This is a genomic window from Microcoleus sp. w1-18aA5 (assembly GCF_036701705.1).
GTDB lineage: Bacteria > Cyanobacteriota > Cyanobacteriia > Cyanobacteriales > Microcoleaceae > Microcoleus.
The window spans coordinates 18,696-37,724 of the sequence record NZ_JAUPTE010000064.1; the positions used below are offsets into that span (position 1 = coordinate 18,696).

16 protein-coding genes are annotated in these 19,029 nt (G+C 46.5%); 10 read left to right on the top strand and 6 right to left on the bottom strand.

Translation table 11 applies throughout. The annotated features are described in order from the left end of the window. Window positions 1–161 precede the first annotated feature (161 nt). On the top strand, window positions 162–578 hold the full coding sequence (locus tag Q5691_RS20535; RefSeq protein WP_333210628.1) for a hypothetical protein: 417 nt from the start codon (window positions 162–164) through the stop codon (window positions 576–578). Window positions 579–628: 50 nt separating this feature from the next. Here Q5691_RS20535 and Q5691_RS20540 read toward each other — a convergent pair whose 3' ends face one another. Both Q5691_RS20540 and Q5691_RS20545 read right to left on the bottom strand, forming a co-directional pair. Then, on the bottom strand, window positions 629–1,054 hold the full coding sequence (locus Q5691_RS20540) for a DCC1-like thiol-disulfide oxidoreductase family protein (protein WP_333210626.1): 426 nt from the start codon (window positions 1,052–1,054) through the stop codon (window positions 629–631). Between the two features lie 133 nt (window positions 1,055–1,187). Continuing rightward, a complete protein-coding gene (locus Q5691_RS20545; RefSeq protein ID WP_333210625.1) occupies window positions 1,188–4,259 on the bottom strand; it encodes a PAS domain S-box protein in 3,072 nt (1,023 codons plus the stop codon). Between the two features lie 532 nt (window positions 4,260–4,791). Here Q5691_RS20545 and Q5691_RS20550 point away from each other — a divergent pair. The 7 genes from Q5691_RS20550 to Q5691_RS20580 all read left to right on the top strand — a co-directional run bounded on the left by Q5691_RS20550 (window position 4,792) and on the right by Q5691_RS20580 (window position 14,516). Continuing rightward, a complete protein-coding gene (locus Q5691_RS20550; protein WP_333346666.1) occupies window positions 4,792–5,985 on the top strand; it encodes an NAD(P)/FAD-dependent oxidoreductase in 1,194 nt (397 codons plus the stop codon). A gap of 178 nt (window positions 5,986–6,163) precedes the next feature. Then, window positions 6,164–8,077 (top strand): S9 family peptidase, encoded by a 1,914-nt coding sequence (locus tag Q5691_RS20555; protein WP_333346669.1) that lies wholly within the window; start codon window positions 6,164–6,166, stop codon window positions 8,075–8,077. 163 nt (window positions 8,078–8,240) lie between these two features. Next, the gene (locus tag Q5691_RS20560; protein ID WP_333346672.1) at window positions 8,241–8,960 is read left to right on the top strand and encodes an HAD-IA family hydrolase; all 720 of its coding nucleotides are present in this window, start codon (window positions 8,241–8,243) and stop codon (window positions 8,958–8,960) included. A 275-nt stretch (window positions 8,961–9,235) separates the two neighbouring features. Then, entirely contained in the window at window positions 9,236–9,856 is a 621-nt protein-coding gene (locus Q5691_RS20565; RefSeq protein ID WP_333210618.1) for a DUF3859 domain-containing protein, read from the top strand. Then, the gene (locus Q5691_RS20570; protein ID WP_333346675.1) at window positions 9,857–11,623 is read left to right on the top strand and encodes an asparagine synthetase B family protein; all 1,767 of its coding nucleotides are present in this window, start codon (window positions 9,857–9,859) and stop codon (window positions 11,621–11,623) included. A 109-nt stretch (window positions 11,624–11,732) separates the two neighbouring features. After that, window positions 11,733–12,953 (top strand): decarboxylase, encoded by a 1,221-nt coding sequence (locus tag Q5691_RS20575; protein ID WP_333346678.1) that lies wholly within the window; start codon window positions 11,733–11,735, stop codon window positions 12,951–12,953. A gap of 249 nt (window positions 12,954–13,202) precedes the next feature. Beyond that, on the top strand, window positions 13,203–14,516 hold the full coding sequence (locus Q5691_RS20580; RefSeq protein WP_333309193.1) for a hypothetical protein: 1,314 nt from the start codon (window positions 13,203–13,205) through the stop codon (window positions 14,514–14,516). Between the two features lie 318 nt (window positions 14,517–14,834). Here the strand turns inward: Q5691_RS20580 and argJ are convergent, their stop codons facing one another. The 3 genes from argJ to Q5691_RS20595 form a co-directional block, all read right to left on the bottom strand. Further along, window positions 14,835–16,076, bottom strand: a complete 1,242-nt coding sequence (argJ, locus tag Q5691_RS20585) for a bifunctional ornithine acetyltransferase/N-acetylglutamate synthase (RefSeq protein ID WP_333346686.1) — start codon at window positions 16,074–16,076, stop codon at window positions 14,835–14,837. Window positions 16,077–16,410: 334 nt separating this feature from the next. Then, window positions 16,411–16,551 carry a hypothetical protein gene (locus Q5691_RS20590; RefSeq protein ID WP_015176121.1) on the bottom strand — a complete coding sequence of 47 codons (141 nt, stop codon included), beginning with the start codon at window positions 16,549–16,551 and terminating at the stop codon, window positions 16,411–16,413. 61 nt (window positions 16,552–16,612) lie between these two features. After that, window positions 16,613–16,807 (bottom strand): hypothetical protein, encoded by a 195-nt coding sequence (locus Q5691_RS20595; protein ID WP_006631905.1) that lies wholly within the window; start codon window positions 16,805–16,807, stop codon window positions 16,613–16,615. 101 nt (window positions 16,808–16,908) lie between these two features. Between Q5691_RS20595 and Q5691_RS20600 the strand changes: the two genes are divergently transcribed. Then, on the top strand, window positions 16,909–17,031 hold the full coding sequence (locus Q5691_RS20600) for a hypothetical protein (protein WP_333346681.1): 123 nt from the start codon (window positions 16,909–16,911) through the stop codon (window positions 17,029–17,031). Window positions 17,032–17,640: 609 nt separating this feature from the next. Here the strand turns inward: Q5691_RS20600 and rpsF are convergent. Continuing rightward, the gene (rpsF, locus tag Q5691_RS20605) at window positions 17,641–17,976 is read right to left on the bottom strand and encodes a 30S ribosomal protein S6 (RefSeq protein WP_015176119.1); all 336 of its coding nucleotides are present in this window, start codon (window positions 17,974–17,976) and stop codon (window positions 17,641–17,643) included. Between the two features lie 15 nt (window positions 17,977–17,991). Between rpsF and Q5691_RS20610 the strand changes: the two genes are divergently transcribed. Further along, a complete protein-coding gene (locus tag Q5691_RS20610) occupies window positions 17,992–18,909 on the top strand; it encodes a carbohydrate ABC transporter permease (RefSeq protein WP_333346683.1) in 918 nt (305 codons plus the stop codon). Window positions 18,910–19,029 lie beyond the last annotated feature (120 nt).

Genomic DNA, 19,029 nt, shown 5'->3' on the forward strand with positions numbered 1-19,029 from the left:
AGGGGGAGCGAGACTCGGATAAAAACAGCACAACACATATATGAAAATTTGTCAATGCCTAATTATTTCTGAAAAAGTCCGCTGTTCACAGTCTACATTCGGCAGTATGCAGTTACATTATTAGCTAAATGTAATAACTATATTTGATAGGAGTTTTTCGAGTGAACGCTGCCGAACAAGCCAAAAATATAGAAGTTGCCAGCAAAATTGCTGCGGTTGTTAATTTATTCAAGTCCGGATTCCCGGATGCAAAAGTCGATTTGAAACCTTGGATGAATGACCAGGATACCAGAGAACTTGTAGATCCAGATTCGATCGACATTGGCTTCCATTTTCCCGGTAGAAGCCGCTTGCTGCAAAGCCGCAGCATTTTGATTCAAATCCGATTTTACCAAGATCCGGTGGAAGGATATCGGCGGGCGATCGGAGTTGAGGCAGCCGGTTACGATCATAGCGGTCAACAGTGGCACTTTTCTACTGTGGAGAATTGGAATTTTCTCGGCCCAACCGAACCTGCGGTGGAGTCGGCCCAAAAACTCAAAGACTTTTGCCAGCAGATATTCGATTTGTTTAATTAATCTTTTTGAGGAGTTCAGTTTTCACTGCGAACCTGTTTGTACTAAGGACTTTAGTCCTTGCTATTATCGCAATTGTCGATCGACCTACAGCCAACCGGATAAACAGATTTGTAAGTAGTCGATCGCTTGCCAAACAAAGTATAGCGGTTATCGCGGACTTGTTCGTACACGCGATCGCCCATCCACTTCATCCCCGGCATTGCCCGATAAGCAGCCACAAACACCTCGCCAGCAGGCAATATCCGTCCGATTTCCTCCGCCGCATTGCTGCCTTGCCAGCGACGTTCTGGGGTGTTGCCATCTATCAAAATCATCCCCATTTCGCAGTCTCCAGACGTAATCCCAAAGCGATTTAATTGCTCTAAATCTTGCATGGGAATATACTCAAAATTCTGGCCTTGGTCTAAGGTTTCTAGTAACTGTACCAAGGTAACGCAGAGATTGCAATTGCCGTCATAAATTACGTTATATTTCATTAGTTGACTGTTGACTGTTGACTGTTGACTGTTGACTGTTGACTGTTGACTGTTGACTGTTGACTGTTGACTAATGACTACTGCCAACTGACTACTGACTACTGACTACTGACTACTGACTACTGACTACTGACTACTGACTACTGACTACAGGAATCTCGATCGCAAATTCCGTCCCTTGACCCGGTGCAGAATCGCACTTAAGCAGCCCGCCGTGTTTTTCCACCACAATTTGATAGCTGATAGACAGCCCCAAACCAGTACCTTTACCAGGTTCTTTCGTAGTAAAAAACGGATCGAACAGCCTTTTGTGAACATCTATCGGAATCCCCGGCCCGTTGTCAGCAATCCGAATCACAATATGAGAAGGATGCCGCATTGAATCATCAGAAACAGCAGAATCTGCTTGCATCAAAGCATCCTGTTCATATTTTACATCCGTACAAATCCGCAGCGTCGGCGAAGGACAATAAGGAATAGGCGCCAGTTGTCCCTCTGCCCACTGTCCAGTCTCCATGGCCTCTTCCAAAGCATCAATTGCATTGCCAATAATATTCATGAAAACCTGATTCAACTGTCCTGCATAACACTGTACGCGGGGCAAATTGCCGAACTCTTTGAGCAGCACAATTTTAGGACGCCCTGCCGTTTCTTTCAACCTGTGCTGCAAAATCAACAAAGTGCTTTCAATCCCTTCGTGAATATCCACCTGTTTTTGTTCGGATTCATCTAATCGCGAAAAATTCTTCAGTGACAGCACAATTTGGCGAATTCGCTCGGCTCCCATTTTCATCGAATTTAATAGCTTCGGCAAATCTCTGAGCAGGAAATTCAAATCGATATCATTTATTTCTTGTTTAATTGCCGGTGTTGGGTGTGGGTATTCCTGCTGGTAAAGTTGCAGCATTTTTAGCAAGTCTTTAAAGTAATCGTCAGCGTGCATGACGTTGCCATAAATAAAGCTAACTGGATTGTTGATTTCGTGAGCAACGCCAGCGACTAATTGCCCCAAACTTACCATTTTTTCATTCTGAACCATCATGCTTTGAGTTTTATGCACGTCCCGCAGGGCTTTTGCCAATTCTTGATTTTTAGTCCTCAATTGACTTTCGGAAAGCTGCACTGCTTCTTCTGCGTGTTTGCGATCGGTAATATCTTTACGAATTGCTACATATTGATGGGGTTCGCCGTTCGTATTTAAGAAAGGTACAATCGTAGTATCCAACCAAAATAATGTACCGTCTTTAGCTTGATTTTTCATTTCTCCTCGCCAAACTTTTCCCTGGCGGATGGTTGACCAAAGCTGCTTGAAAAAGTCGGCTGAATGATAGCCAGAATTGACAAGTCTGTGGGTTTTGCCGATCAGTTCTTCTCGGGAATATTTAAATTGTTCGCAAAATTGATCGTTGACATAGGTAATGGCTCCGAATTCGTCGGTATTCGAGACAATTGCCGATTGATCCAAAGCAAATTTTTCAAATTCCAACTCTTTGAGAGTTTGGCGCAATTCGGCTTCTGCTTGTTTGCGATCGCTAATATCGGTAATCATCCGCAACACGCCTGAAAATTTGCCCTCAGCGTCGAACATCGGTGTCGCCGACACGATCGCCCACAAGTGAGATCCGTCTTTTCGAGTAAACTTAAAATCGTGGCGTTCGCGAATGCCTTCTCGCCTGCGCTTGACATAAGTTTCTGCTATTTCCCTGGATTCTCCGTCAATAAACTCAAATAGCGATCGCCCCAGCATTTCCTCCACAGTATACCCCAGCATTTCGGCCATCCGAGAGTTAGCAAAAGTCGTGATACTTTCGCTGTCAAACATCCAAACACCCTCCGAAGCCGTCTCGACAATGCAGCGGTAATAACTCTCACTTTCCCTGACTGTTGCCTCTGCTTGCTTGCGATCGGTAATATCAGTTTGCACCGCAATAAAACCTTCGAGTTCCCCATTTTCTTGAAAAATTGGAGCGATGGAAAGCGCCACCCAATAACCCTTTCCATCCTTGCTGTAATTGTAAATTTCCTGATTAAACAACTGTCCCGTTGCCAAAGCCGATCGCAGTTGAGCAATAGTTAGGGGGTCTGTTTGAGGGCCTTGCAGCACATCACCCGGTTTTTTTCCCTGCATTTCTGCCAGCACGTAACCGCTAATCCGAGTAAATCCTTCATTCACCCATTCAATGCAGCCTTGAGCATCAGTAATAATCACACCATTTTGCGTTTTTTGAGCCACAATAGCCAAGCGCGACAATTCTGTTTCTGTTTTTTTGCTTTCCGTAATATCTTGAGCAATACCCAGAATATACTTAGGCGCGCCAGAATCGTCAAACAAAGGAACTTTTTTAGTGTGCAAAATTCGCTTTCCTCGGCGCGGAAGTTGGATGATTTCTTCTGGCAAATCGACGCCTTTGTGTCTTGCGAATAATTCTAAATCTTGTGCTTGCAAGTAATTAGCCTGCTCTGGCTCCAACAATTCAGCAGCATTGTTTCCCAGCACTTCATCCCTCGAATAGCCAAATAATTCTTCGCTAGCTTTATTCCAATAAATAAATCTTTGTTCCACAGCATCTTTAATAAAGACGCTAACTGGCAGATTTTGCAGTACCGCATTCAGAAAATCTTGAGTGTTTCGCAGGTCTTCTTCAGTGCGCTTTCGCTCACTAATATCCAAAATCACTCCGTCGAGATAGACAACCCGATACAGAGAATTTGCGATCTGGGATACCGGCGAAACCACAGCCGACAAAAAGCCCTCAATTTCCCCTTGTCCTTCTTGTTTTCCTCTATCCTCCTCCGCCTCGCAGCAAATAGCTTTGCCTTTTTCGTAAACCCAGCTAATTCCGCCGTCCGCCCGGACAATCCGGTATTCAAGGATGTACGAAGTTCTGGTTGCTACGCTTTTTTTCACAGTAGCATCCACCTTTTTCCGGTCTTGAGGATGGATAATGCTTGCCAAGGAACGGACGCGATCGTTGATAAAATCAGAAGAGGGATAGCCTGATATTTCTTGAACAGCCTCGCTCAAAAACGCCATTGTCCGTGTTAATTCCCCGTCGTCCGTATACTCGCAGGTACAGCGGTAGACAGCACCGGGAATATTAGCTACTAAATTTTTATATCGTTCTTCGCTTTTTAACAAAGATGAGCCGTCTTCGTTATTGTGATCGCCGTTCTTAAATTTAGAAGAATTGGAAGAAGTTTGCATGGTTTTTTTTTCACTTGTGAGTGCGGGGGCAAGTGGTAGAGTAGATGACCCTATAAAAAGTGAATTTAATGTGCGAAATAATTCGATATAAACTAATATAGTACAAAATTAGTTCTGCGAACCTTCAGAAAATTTGAGGGCGGGTAATAGGTAAAGCTAATCAAGGCTATAGATATAGAAAATAGTTCGGAAAGGCATTGTGTAACGGATTTAATGGATTTAACTCACGCCCCGATCACCATTCTCGCTTAACAGGCCTTTCGGGCCTGTTCCACAACAAGTGCATTTTCTTATGGGGAGTAGGGGTTGGGCCGAAGAGTCCGCCCATAAAAAGCTTATTGAGAATGATGCTCTAGGTGTGAGTTTAACGGGTTTAACAGATGGATGTTGATGTTCAAAGGAAAGAGGGAAGATTTTCCCAGTCTCCCAGTCTCCCAGTCTCCCAGTCTCCCAGTCTCCCTTACCCACTCCCTCACTCTCGTTAGAATAAGATAAGTTTCCTTGCTACCGTGAGCCCCTCAAACAAAACACCATGACTCAACAACAACCCCGGATTTGTATTCTCGGCGGAGGCTTCGGCGGACTCTACACAGCCCTGCGCTTGAGTCAGTTACCCTTCTCCAAAACCCAAAAACCAGAAATTGTCCTAGTTGACCGCCGCGATCGATTTTTGTTCGTTCCCCTGCTCTACGAACTCGTGACCGGCGAACTCCAAACCTGGGAAATTGCTCCACCATTTGCCGAACTATTGGAAACCACAGGCGTGCGCTTTTGTCAAGGTACTGTCTCCGGCATTGATGTGGAGCAAAAGCGAGTGCAGTTGCACGACGGGCCAGAAATTCCGTGCGATCGCCTGGTTTTAGCTTTAGGCGGCGAAACCCCCCTAGATCTGGTCAAAGGTGCCGTTGAATACGCTTACTCATTTCGCACTCTCGACGACGCCTACCGCTTAGAAGAAAGACTGCGGTTTTTAGAAGCCAGCAACAACGACAAAATTCGGGTTGCGATCGTCGGCGCCGGTTATTCAGGAGTAGAATTAGCTTGTAAATTAGCCGATCGACTCGGAGACAAAGGTCGCGTGCGGTTAGTTGAGCAAAGCGACATGATTCTGCGGACATCGCCGGAGTTTAACCGCGAAGCCGCCAGCAAAGCTTTAGAAAAACGGCAAGTGTGGATCGACTTAGAAACAGAAGTAGAGGCGATCGGATCGGACACAATATCTTTACTTTACAAAGGACAATTAGATGTTCTTCCCGTAGACATAGTTCTGTGGACAGTAGGAACTCAAGTTAGTCAAGCAGTGCGATCGCTACCCCTCAAACAAAACCGCCGCGGTCAATTAATAGTCAATTCGCAAATGCAAATTATCGACCATCCAGATATATTTGCCTTGGGAGACTTAGCTGAATGCCACGATGCAACTAATCAAAAAGTCCCCGGAACAGCCCAAACAGCCTTCCAGCAAGCTGACTACACCGCCTGGAACATTTGGGCATCCCTCACCGATCGCCCATTACTTCCTTTCCGGTACCAGCCGCTAGGAGAAATGATGACATTAGGAAATGACAACGCCACCCTCGCCGGTTTAGGAATTAAACTCGACGGACAACTAGCCCACATTGCTCGCCGCCTAGCCTATCTCTATCGAATGCCAACATTTGATCATCAGCTAAAAGTGGGTTTCAATTGGATTAGCAAGCCGATTCAGGAGTTGCTTAAAAGTTAGTTGATTGTAGACTGTTAACTGTTGACAGTTGACGGTTTATTATTGATTGTAGGACTTATGAGGGCGGTTCCGAAACCGGGTTTTTCACAAAAATACTTCACTACTACGCGCATATTTGGTAAAAACCTGGTTTTTTCTATCGGAGTGTAGATTCAGAGAATATTAGGCAGGAGAAAAAATGCAAAATTCCACATTTCAACAGCCAAAAACTGAAATTCCACCGTTGATAGAGCGGGAGATTCTGTTCGGAAATCCTGAAAAAACCCGCCCCCAACTTTCACCCGACGGCAAGTATCTCGCCTACATTGCACCCGATGAACACAACGTTTTGCAAGTGCAATTGCGTACCGTCGGTCAAGCAGGCGATCGCCAACTGACAGCCGATAAAAAACGAGGCATTCGCATCTTTTACTGGACGTACAGCGGCGAAGAGCTCATTTATCAGCAAGATATTGATGGTGATGAAAACTGGCATTTATTCTCAGTCAATATTCAGTCAAACCTGGTTCGCGATTTGACACCATTTCAAGGTGTTCGAGCTCATCTGATCGCCTTTGACCGCAAATTCCCCAATGAAATATTAGTGGGAATGAACATCCGCGATCGGCGCAAACACTATGTTTACCGCATCAACCTGCAAAACGGTGCCGTTGAACTCGACACCGACAACCCAGGTAGCATCGTCGGTTGGGCTGCTGACGCCCAATTCCAAGTGCGGGCGGCCACAGCCACAACTGCCGATGGCGGCTCAGAATTGGTGTTTCGGGAAACTGCGGACAAGTCTTGGGAAAGCCTGCGAAGCTGGGGCCCCGACGACGAAGGCGGTGCCGTCATGTTCTCAGAAAACGGCAAAATTCTTTACATCATCGGCAATCATGATGCTAACGCCAAACGTTTAATCGCATTAGACTTAGAAACCAAACAAGAAACCGATCTCGCCTCTGACCCAGAATACGATGTCGGCAACATTGTCGTACACCCCACCAAACGAGAGATTCAGGCGGTTTCGTTCTACAAAGACAAGCAAGAGTGGCAGATTTTAGACCAAAGCATAGCAGAGGATTTTGAGGAACTCGGCAAATTTCGCCCCGGCGAATTCTCCATTACCAGCCGGAACCTCGCCGATACCACTTGGCTAATCGCTTACAGGACAGACGACGGCCCAGTTTACTACTATGTGTACGATCGCACTTCCAAAACTTTCACATTTCTGTTCAGCAATCAACCCAAACTCGAAGGGCTACCACTATCATCAATGGAACCCATTTCTTACACCGCAAGAGATGGTTTAACCATTCACGGCTACCTGACAAAACCGGTTGGTGTCGCCACACCCGTACCGACAGTCTTGCTTGTTCACGGCGGCCCCTGGGCACGCGATACCTGGGGTTACAACCCACAAGCCCAATGGCTGGCAAACCGAGGTTACGCCGTTTTGCAAATCAATTTTCGCGGTTCCACCGGCTACGGCAAAGCCTTTCTCAATGCCGGCAATCGCGAATGGGCCGCTAAGATGCACGACGACTTGCTAGATGGGGTTAATTGGCTGGTAGAAACAGGAATTTCCCAACCAGATAAAATTGCGATTATGGGCGGTTCTTACGGTGGTTATGCCGCCTTAGCGGGATTGACTTTTAGTCCCGATGTTTTTGCCTGCGCCGTCGATATTGTCGGGCCAAGCAATTTGATTACACTGCTGCAAACGATTCCCCCTTACTGGGAACCGAGAAAAGCAAGTCTGTATCACCGCGTCGGCAATTTGGAAACAGAACCAGAGTTTCTGAAATCGATCTCCCCCTTATCTTTTGTCGATCGCATCCAGAAACCTTTGCTAATCGCCCAAGGTGCTAACGACCCGCGAGTGAAAGTAGCAGAAAGCGAGCAAATTGTCAATGCCATGAAGCAAGCCGGCAAACCTGTAGAATACGTGCTTTATACAGACGAAGGACACGGATTTGCGCGCCCCGAAAATCGCCTGCACTTTTATGCGATCGCCGAAGAATTCCTAGCCAAATATTTAGGAGGCAGATTTGAACCTGGGGACAACATTGCCAATCATTCTGGTGTAATGAATCCGCAAACAACTAATTAGAAGGAAAAAAGAAAAAGGAAGAAGAAAGAAGGAATCATTCAAATCTCTTTTCTCTTCTCTTCTCTTCTTTTCCTCCGTGTTCTCTGTGTCCTCTGTGGTTAAATCATTCCGATGCAACCGGATGTGCGATAAGTCCTCTTTCCTCTTCCCTTTTTCTTCTCAAATGACCAAAATTATTTTTCTCGATGCCGCCGGTACACTATTTGATGTTCGCGGTAGCGTCGGCGAGGTATACGGACAAATAGCCCACAGGTTTGGAGTAACAGTTAAGAGTGAAGAGTTAAATGCAGCATTTTCCCAAAGCTTCGCCTCAGCAAGTCCAATGGCATTTCCAGGGATAGAAGCGGCAAAAATTCCCCAATTAGAATTTGAGTGGTGGCAAACAGTTTCCGCAAAAGCATTCCAAATAGCAGGCATTTTCCACGAGTTTTCAGACTTTCCCAAATTTTTTGTCGAACTATACGCTCATTTTGCCACCGCCGAACCTTGGTTCGTCTATCCCGACGTATTTCCAGCCTTAAATAAGTGGCAGCAACAAGGAATTGAATTAGCAGTAGTATCGAATTTCGATTCCAGAATTTATGCAGTATTAAAAGCACTAAATTTAGCAGAATATTTCCCATCAGTGACAATTTCTACCGAAGTTGGTGCAGCAAAACCAGACTCTCAAATTTTTACCGCAGCTTTGCAAAAGCACAACTGCATTGCGGAAAACGTTTTGCATATCGGCGACAGCTTCAAAGCAGATTATTGTGGTGCTAAAAAGGCAGGATTAAATGCAATTTGGTTGAATCGCCACCAGGAAAAACTAGATTTAGCCAAATGGCCCTTTTTAATCGAGTCTCAAAAAGTTGAGGAATTTGCAAGTCTGGATTTTATATAAGTCAGGATTTATTCACTCGGACAAAGAAACTTGGTTTTTTACCTAATATGCAGGTTGCAAAGAAGTGTTTTTGTAAAAAGCCCCGGTTTCTGGGCACCCATGCTAAGTCCTATAAATATGATTTTTATGAGGTCAAGGTTATGATTTTTATGAATTGACTTTGAGAGCTATTTATTGAATAATATGGATAATTTAACCACAGAGAGCGCAGAGGGCGCAGAGGAAGAGAAGAGAGGGGTGATTTATATATCTAACTTTTAACTGGAAAGAACTTTATGGAACATCGACTCACTCAAACTCAATTAGCACAGGTGATCGCTGAGATCGACAAGTTATCGCAGCAGCGCGAGTTAGAATTGGAACCCGATCAGGTAAGAGAAATTTTACGGGAGTTGAATCTTCCTGATGAGCTTTTAGAAGATGCGATCGCCCAAATGCGCCGCCGCGAAGCCCTAGAACAACAGCAGCGACGCAACCGTTGGATCGCGATCGCCTCGACAGTTGTTGTTATTTCTGCGATCGGGATAGGCGTGCTTTTCGGGCAAAATCAGCAACAAACTGCTCAAGTTGTCGCAGGAGAAGATCGAATTGCCCTATCTCAAAAGGGTGGTGACAGCCTTATTCAAGTCAACCGTCAAATTAGTCCCCGAATCTACTACCAGGTAACATTGCAAAATGCTCCGATCGGCAATCAGTTGTCTCTGCAATGCGATTGGATTAACCCCAGCGGTGACATTGTTCATCAGGGCAGGTATCAAACTCGCACGATCGATACTGCGGTTTGGAATACCCACTGCTTTTACGATCTCGGATCGGCTGCAGCCCCCGGCAAATGGGAAGTTCGGATGTCCCTGGATGGGCGCGTGATTAGCAGTGAACCTTTCACGGTGAAATAGATGGGTGCGATCGACAAACCTTCACATTTTATCGGCTATTGGGGACTGGACGATTGCACAAAAACACTCAGCCGTTTAGTCCCAGATTACTGCATTCGCCAGGGCAAATTATCAGAATGGGCGATCGCCTCTGCATCTGTACTCACGGCTGACACAGTGACGCTGAATTCTTGCGGGCGATTTGGGCCAACCTATTTACCGGGAGATGCTTGGGCGGCGGTAGAAGCGAAACAGCTACGGCTGGGGCGCGATCCGTTTGGGCGAGTGCCGCTTTACTGGATGCAGTTGGGAGAAACGATTTGGTTTTCGACGCGGATGCAATTGCTGCTACCGCTGATTGCTTCCCCTCAAATTAGCCCGATCGCCCTACATAGTTATGCTTGCTTTTCCTACGTACCCACGCCGTTAACGCCGATCGAGCAAATTGCATCCCTAGCAGCCGGAACCGAGATAATTTGGGAAATCGCCGATGTTAACGATGTGCCGAAAGTACGCGCGGCGAAGCTATCCCGTAGGGAATCGCTGCCATCGGCTTGGCAAGAAGCACCCCAACTACTGCGCCGTGAGGATGAGGCGATCGCACAATTGCAAGCGCTTTTGCAACAGGCGATCGATCGACAAGTGGCCGATTTGCCGATCGACGAACCCGTGGGCGTTTTACTCTCCGGTGGCATCGATTCTTCCCTGGTGACGGCGCTGCTAGTGAAAGCAGGCTTGCAAGTGCGCGCCTATGCCCTCGATTTTGGTGTCGAAGCCTATTCCGAACTGCCCTACGCCCAACAGGTGGCGGACTTTTTCCAGATTCCGCTGATCCGAGTGGCGGCGACGGGCGATGCAGTGTTGCGCGCGATCGGGCCAACCGCCAAAGCCCTCGATTTACCCTATGGAGATGGCACAACAGCCCCGCTGTTTTTGCTCAAACAGGCGGCGGCACAAGACGTGCGAGTTGTATTCAATGGCGAGAATGGCGATCAGCTATTTGCTGGATGGACGAACAAACCTTTGATTGCCAACGGAGTTTACAGTGCAGAACATCCAGCCGGAACAGAAACCTTTGAACAGCAGTATTTGCGGACGTTTCAGCGATTTTATGGTTATGAAAAACAGATTTTTTCGCCAGAAATGCTCGATCGCATCCAGTCTCACGATTTGAGCGTTTACCTGCAAGACGCGATCGATCTCGAAACCTGTCCTTCCCTGCTAGCGAGGCTACGGCGCGCTTCGCTGATGCTCAAAGGTGCCCAAAATATTCAGCCGAGGGCAACGGCATTGGGGTTTGCTTGCGGTTTGTGGGTGCGATCGCCCTTCTGCGACCCCGACCTCACAGCATGGACGTTTCAACTCCCTGGCGAGCTGCTACTGCAAGGTGCGTGCGAAAAATACATCCTCAAGAAAGCTGCCGAACGCTGGTTGCCGCCGGAAATTATCTGGCGGGAAAAGCGCGGGATGGGTGTGCCGTTGAAGGTTTGGTATTACCGCGAGTTTTGGGCTGCGATCGGCGATCGGCTGAATCCGAATCTGTTGCGATCGCAAAATTGCTGGCAACCTTATTTGGCTGACTCGATGTTATCGGGACAACTCGGAGTTGCCATGCGCGATCGCTATATTGGCAATAATCTCTGGTTGCTGCTGATGTGGCAGGCATGGCGAACCGAGGTTTTAGGCGAAATTCCGGTTAAGCGATCGCTGGATCATGTGTTTTGGTTGCCACCGGCGATCGGGCAACGCATTTGGAAATATCGAAGGCAGTTGACAGTTGACAGTTGACAGTTGACAGTTAATTTTACAATCTTCCCTGTTCCGAACATCCGTTAAATAATTCGTTGCCGAACATCCGTTACATCCGTTACAAAATCCGTTGCCGAACTTCTTCTATATGATTGAATCTTTGCTAGAGAATGAAACCAAAATACATTCGCCGCCGTTCTCGGAAGCAATGGCTAAGCGACTTTTGTCAACTTATGGTTCGCCCTTATATGTGTATCAGGCCGATATCCTCCATCAAACCCTTGAGCACATTACGCGATCGATCGACTATCCCCGCGTTCAGTTTCATTTTGCTACTGTCACCAATGGCAATATTGCTCTGTTGCAACTGATTCAGCAAGCTGGTTGGGGGCTGCACGCGAATACACCGGGCGATGTTTTTTTGGGGCTGAAAGCGGGTTTTACGGGCGATCATATTGTCTACACCGGCAGTAACCTCAACAGGGCGGATATTCAGCAATTGATTGAGTGGAAGATTGATCGATTTAATTTCGATAGTCTGTCGCAACTCCAGGATTTCTGCGAATATTTCAGGAGTCAACCGCGATCGCGCCGTCCCGAAATCGGACTGCGGCTCAACTCACCGGAATTGACGGGAGACAGTCGAATCGGAGTGCGTCCCGCTGAATTTGAAAAAGCGAACGAAATCGCGCAGCAGCAAGGGTTTAGCATCACTGGACTGCATTTTTATCGGGGGACGGGAACGAACGCCACGAGTGCTTTTACGGAGGCGATCGATCGCCTAATTGCGATCGCCCAACAGTTGCCAGATTGGCGAACCCTCGATTTTGGCGGTGGTTTTGGCTATCCCTATCGAGGCGGTGCAGTGTTTGACTGGCGGGAGTTTGGTGCGGCGATTACTGAACGATTGAGTGCGCTATCTCGCCCGATCGAGTTGGTGATTGAACCGGGACGATCGGCGATCGCAGGTTGTGGCGTTTTGCTTGCGAAAGTTGTGTCGGTGAAGTGGTTGGCAGATCGGCAAATTGTCGGTGTGGATACGACTGTATCAAATCTATCGGTGCCTGCGGTGCACGGAGGCTATCGGGCGATCGCAACTTGGGAAACCGACGATGTATCGCGACACGAAACGGATATTTGTGGCAACACCACTTATTCGCGGGATTATTTGGGGCGCAACTGTTGGCTACCGAAACTCAAAATTGGAGATGCGATCGCGATTTTGGATAGCGGCGCTTACGGCTATGCGATGTCGTCACATTTTCTGCACCGCCCCCGCCCTGCTGAAGTGTTGATTGATGCTAAGGGCGATCGATTAATTCGACAGCGAGAAGACTATTCTATTTTATTAAACGGGCAAATATTTTAATAGGGCATTGGGCATTGGGCATTGGGCATAGTTTCTTCCTTCTTGCGACTTCCATCGGACTGACATCCGTTACATCCGTTACATCCGTTACATCCGTTACAGAATCCGTTGCCGAACTTCCTTCTTCCTTCTACTTATTATCTCTCTTCTCTTCCTCTGCGTCCTCTGCGCCCTCTGCGGTTAAATCATTCCAAAACAACCGCCAACGATATAAATCCATTAAATCAATCAGGAGTAACCGAAATGGGAATGAAATGCGTCCAGTGTAATACCGACAACATTTTGAGCGATCGTACAAGCAACTCAGGTCGCTGTAAGCGGTGCAACCATCCGTTTGTTTTTGAACCGACTAGCGTCACTGATAAAAAGTTAGCATTCACCGATCCGTTTTTCAAAAAGGCGATCGAAAATATTTCCAGCCAAAATATGTTGTTTTTTACGCACAAACAGTTTTTGTATTTTATTGATCAAAAGCTTAAATCTCGCACGCCCGGAATCAGTGGGATTTTTCTCTACTTCTTTTTTAGCTTCGTATTGGGAGGAATCGGCAGTAGCTTCGGTCTTCCTATTTTTTCATCACAATTCGCACTTAGTATTCCCTTCGCTCTCTACAATTTGATTTGGATATGGCTATTTTTCGATGACAGCAAGTCTCCTGCTCAAGGTATTCGCGGCAGAAGAAATAATGCTAAAAATCTACAAACTTTAGGGTTGATTATTCTAGTGACTGCCATTCCCATCAGCTTGCTAGCTGCTTCTTTGACAAGGTACATAGCAGCGACTTTGCTAGGGCTATTTTCCTACTGGCTCGGCATTTCACAAAAAAATCGCCTACACGAAATTAGTGAAGTATTTATTGTCAATTCAGCGCAGAGCGATAAATGGCTGCGAGACTGGCAAAGGGTGAACGGCGCATTAGAAAAACTGCTCCCTGCTGCTCGTCAAGAGGCTTTGCCCGCAACCATCGCTCCGGAAGTTAGCGCCTACAGCTTCGATCGCGCAATTATCTGTGACAGTGACGAAATAGCTCAATTCCTCATTGCCAACAACGTTCATTTTGAAAACAACTGCGCCATTCTTAGTATTAGTGGCTATCCCCAAAGCATCTTCAACACCGTAATCGAAATGCTGCGGCGCAATACCGATTTAAAAGTATATGCACTGCACAATGCGAGTCCTCCTGGAGTTGGCTTAGTACATCAACTGCGAACCAGTCCAGAGTGGTTTGCGAGTCAAGCGGTGACGATTTTTGATTTGGGAATTTCTCCCCGTCAAATCTTAGCAACCCGTGATATGTTTGTGCAGAAATCTCAAACAATGGCACAAACAGCCCGTCAATTACCCGACGCTGTAAGGCAAAGTTTAACAGCCGAAGAACTAGCATGGCTGGATGCAGGCAATTTTGTGGAATTAGAATCGTTTACGCCGCAGCGGTTGTTGCGCGTGGTGAATTATGGACTTGCTCAGAGTGGCGATCCGCAGACCAACGACGGCTTAATATTAGTGGATAATGCTGTCGGGTATGGTGGTGGCTATGTGTTTGTCTCCGATAGTTTCGGCTAGGGCGTGTTTTCAAGACTTTTTTAAACTTATTAATAATAACCTTAAAAAGTCTTGAAATTTAGTCTGAATAAGATTTTTAGCGCTCTTTTGTTAAAATCATAAAAAGCTGATATTTGTAAGGGCTTCCGCGATTTAAAAAGGAGGAGCAAAAAAGCTGAGATTAACTCGGTGAGTAAAGGTTTCATATTTTTTAATTTCCCCCCACCGGGGGAAGTTTAGTTTAAATTGTGTGAAATTTGCCTTTAACCCGCCGTCATCTGGTTTTGTTTGTGTAGGCGCGGTTTCTAACCGCCCGGACTTGTAACCTCGTGAACTTTTTTAAGTCGTATACTCCGCATTAATCTTCACGTAGTCGTAACTCAAATCGCATCCCCAAGCTTTCGCAAAACCGCTGCCATTCCCGACACTAATCTGAATTAAAACCGTATCAGCCTTCAAATATTCCCCCTCCGCAGCCGCTTTCATATAATTACTTGCAGCAGCGCGATCGAACTCTTTAGGTTGCCCGTTTTCCATCATCAAAAAATCCCCCAATTGAATCCGCAAATTCTCTTGATCGAAAGCGACACCAGCGCGCCCAGCCGCCGCCGCAATTCTGCCCCAATTCGGATCGCGTCCGAAAATAGCAGCTTTCACCAAAGAAGAACCCACAATTGTTTTGGCAATTTTACTCGCAGAAATTTCATCCAGGGCGCCACTAACTTGCACTTCCACCAAACAAGTTGCACCTTCGCCGTCACGGGCGATCGCCTTTGCTAAATGCACGCAAACTTCTGTCAGCATCGCCTCTAATTTTTCAGCATCTGCCCCCATTTCCGTAATTGCCGGTGTGCGGGATTGACCGTTTGCCAAAGCAATTAGCGAATCGTTGGTACTGGTATCGCCGTCAACAGTAATTTGATTGAAACTTCTGTTAGCCGCCCGACTCACCATTTCTTGCCACAAATGCGATGACACTGCTGCATCGCAAGTTACAAATGCCAGCATTGTTGCCATATTCGGGTGAATCATTCCCGAACCTTTGCAAATGCCGCCGATGCGGACGGGCCGATCGCCAAACATGGTTTCCAGGGCGATCGTTTTCGGCACTAAATCAGTCGTACAAATAGCTTTAGCCGCCGCATCGGAACCAGTTTCCGATGCCTCAGCAACTAATCGGGGAATTCCCGCCCTCAGCGGTTCCATTTTTATCCGCTGTCCGATGACGCCAGTGGAGGCCAAAAGAATTGATTCTGGAGGAATATTCAGCGCTTCTCCCAACAATTTGGCACTTTCGAGGGCATCTGCCAAACCTTGTTCGCCAGTAGCAGCATTAGCTTGTCCCGCATTGCACAAAATTGCTTTCGCGCTGGGTTTAGCTTGCAAACGCTGGCGGCAGTAGTCCACACAAGCGGCCCGGACTGTTGATGTTGTGAAGACTCCGGCGGCGATCGCGTCCACCTCTGACAAAATTAAACTTAAATCCGGCAAGCCTGAAGGCTTCAAACCCGCTGTAATTCCCGATGCTCGATACCCTCTGGGTGCTGTAACTCCGCCGTCAATTTCTTTCCAGTCCGACATCATGACCTCCCTAGTAGCCTTCAATCTGCTGAAAGGGGATTATACCATTTTAGATTTTAGATTTTAGATTTTAGATTTTAGACTTCGGCGTGAGCGATCGGTCAAACGATTTTAGATTTTAGATTTTAGATTTTAGATTTTAGATTGTTTTGAACCCAATTTCCCATTCCCAATTCCCAATTCCCAATTCCCAATTCCCCATAAAACTAATCGCGGCTTCCAATCTAGAGTTAGAACTCAAGAAGAAGTCGCGACGGTTTTGTAATTGACATTATTAATTTTTAGGTGGCAAAAAACAAACTCTATTCAACTATCTCGCCGTTGAAAAAAGGAGTTATTTGCGATCGATACTCGCTGGAGAACCAGCATCTAAACCAACTTCAGCAGCCACACGGCTCAACATGGATTCCTGACGGTTTTTGACGACGTGTTGATGGCGCATCATCAGGTTGCGGGCTTGTTCTTGAGTTGACATAACTGATTTCTCCAAATTCTAGGTAATAACTTCGTAGACAATTGTCGAAATTGAGCTTGCCCTAGCTCATAGTGGCGTTGCTGCGATCGTAACTGGCTTGAAAGCTGGGCTGCGGTTTGCCTTGAATGTGACCCCAGTAGTGCGTATCTTCCATCCCGACTTCGGTGGCGGTGCGGTTGAGCATGGATTGCTGGCGGTTCTTCACCAGTTGGTGGTGGCGCATCATCAGAGAGCGAGCTTGATTTTCAGTAGACATATGCGGTTCCTCCGTATTCTTTAGATTAATGTTGGGCTTGTTTTTTCTTCTCTTCTATCACTATAACAGACAATTCTGTATCTAAAGCTACCAAATGCAAATTGTCACAAAACTTTACAATTTGGGCTATGGGGCGAGAAGCTCGATCGAGGTTGCAGGGAGTGCGATCGGGCTTTGGCTCGTGGATTCAGGCCCAACCCCAAGCAGCAGTTGGCAAAATTTGACAATATTCGTCTTCTAAAAGCCACATTTTGGCGGCTACCTAATTGCCAAGGGCCAAAATAACTTTATAGTTGGGTTCAGAGTTAGAGATGCAGAATTTTGCCTCTCAAGAGAGTCGAATTTGCCTTAGCTAAGAGTAAATTTAATAAGTAGCTAATCACAATTAGATTTACAATGATTAAGCAGCTATGCTCAAGCATAGTCAAGTTTTTTGTAGTCAACTAGATAATAGATTTGGGCTAAGTGAATCGCCCTCGCCATCCTCAAAAAGCGAGCTTTCTTTGTTGATAAAAATAGATTAAGTCCCAGCAGCCTCCCCACAAAAAAGAGCGATCGTCCTCCCCTAGAAAAACAATCGCCCATTCACCTATAATTTCAATTAACATCAAGTCCCGCCTTTAAGAAACTATGTTATACCCACAATTCCAGAGATCCCCCTAGCCTCTTTTTCAGGAGAATGCCAGGGGGAGCGAAAGACTCTGACGTTAGTTTTTCAAGTTGTGTATACAGCGTAGCCCTTAAGAAAGGCGTGCCGGGGCCGAGAAGTAAGCTGCCCTAATCGTCAAACAGTAGACTGGTACTAAAGAAGACCTTAAGTTGACACGAATGCGCTACTCGGCGACTTCAGCTTCAGCTTCCGCTTCAGGTGCATCTGGCACATCTTGCTTGATAGTCAAATAGCGAATCACTTCTTCGCTCAGACGCATCGCGCGTTCCAGGGTAAAAATTGCAGCGCCCGGAGCTGTATAGTTCATTTGAACGTATACTCCGTCCCGGTGCTTGCCGATTTCGTAAGCCAAACGGCGCTTGCCACGGTGCTGAGTTTCGATGTTTTCAGCACCTTGATCGCGCAAAATAGTTTGATATTTAGCGATCGCCTGGTCTGTCATTTCTTCACCCAAATCAGGGCGCAGAATGTACATAGTTTCGTAAATAAACGGTTTCATGGCAATAATCCCCTTATGGACAACAAGGCTTCTCACGAAGCAAGGACTTATCATCATATCCCAACAATGAACAATCTCAAAACTAAAAAATCAAATTCCCCAAACAACACTCCCTCGCCGTGGAGCACCCTGTGGACGTACAGCATCATGAGCGCGATCGGACTTTTGATGCTGTTTCCCTTGCTGTGGCTGCTCAGTACCTCCCTCAAATCCCCCAACGAAAACATCTTTCAATTTCCCCCGCAACTGTGGCCACAACAGCCAACCCTCGAAAACTTCATCAAAGTTTGGCAAACCAACCCCTTCGGCCGCTACCTGTTCAACAGCACCCTAATTGCCGGCCTCACAGTTAGCATCAACGTTTTCTTTTGCGCCCTCGCCGCTTACCCCTTAGCCCGACTCAAATTTCGCGGCCGCGAAGCCATCTTAATCACGATCGTTTCCACAATCATGATTCCCTTCCAAATAGTCATGATTCCCCTATACATATTGACAGTACAACTCGGACTAAAAAATAGTTATTTAGGCGTAATCTTTCCCGGACTAGCCTCAGCCTTCGGCATATTTTTATTACGACAAGCATTTCTAGCAGTTCCCAAAGAACTAGAAGAAGCCGCCCGCATCGACGGCTGCAGCGAATTAGGCATTTGGTGGCACGTCATGATTCCGGCAATTAAGCCAGCTTTAGTCACCCTAGGAATTTTCGTATTTATCGGTTCTTGGAGCGACTTTCTGTGGCCGCTGCTAGTTTTAGACAGGCCGGAATATTACACTTTACCTTTAGGGGTAGCTAATTTAGCCGGGACATTTTCCTTAGATTGGCGTTTAGTTGCGGCGGGTTCTATTATTTCTATTGTTCCAGTTTTAGGACTATTTTTGCTCTTGCAAAAATACATTGTGCCAACAGAAACTGCTGCCGGAGTCAAAGGATAGAATCAGGGTAAGCTCATCTAATTTGGTATAAATTGTACTTGACAAAAAAACAAAATACACAGGGATCCCCCTCGTCATTAACGGTTCTATAATGCCTCAAAGCTAAGTCATCAAGGTAAG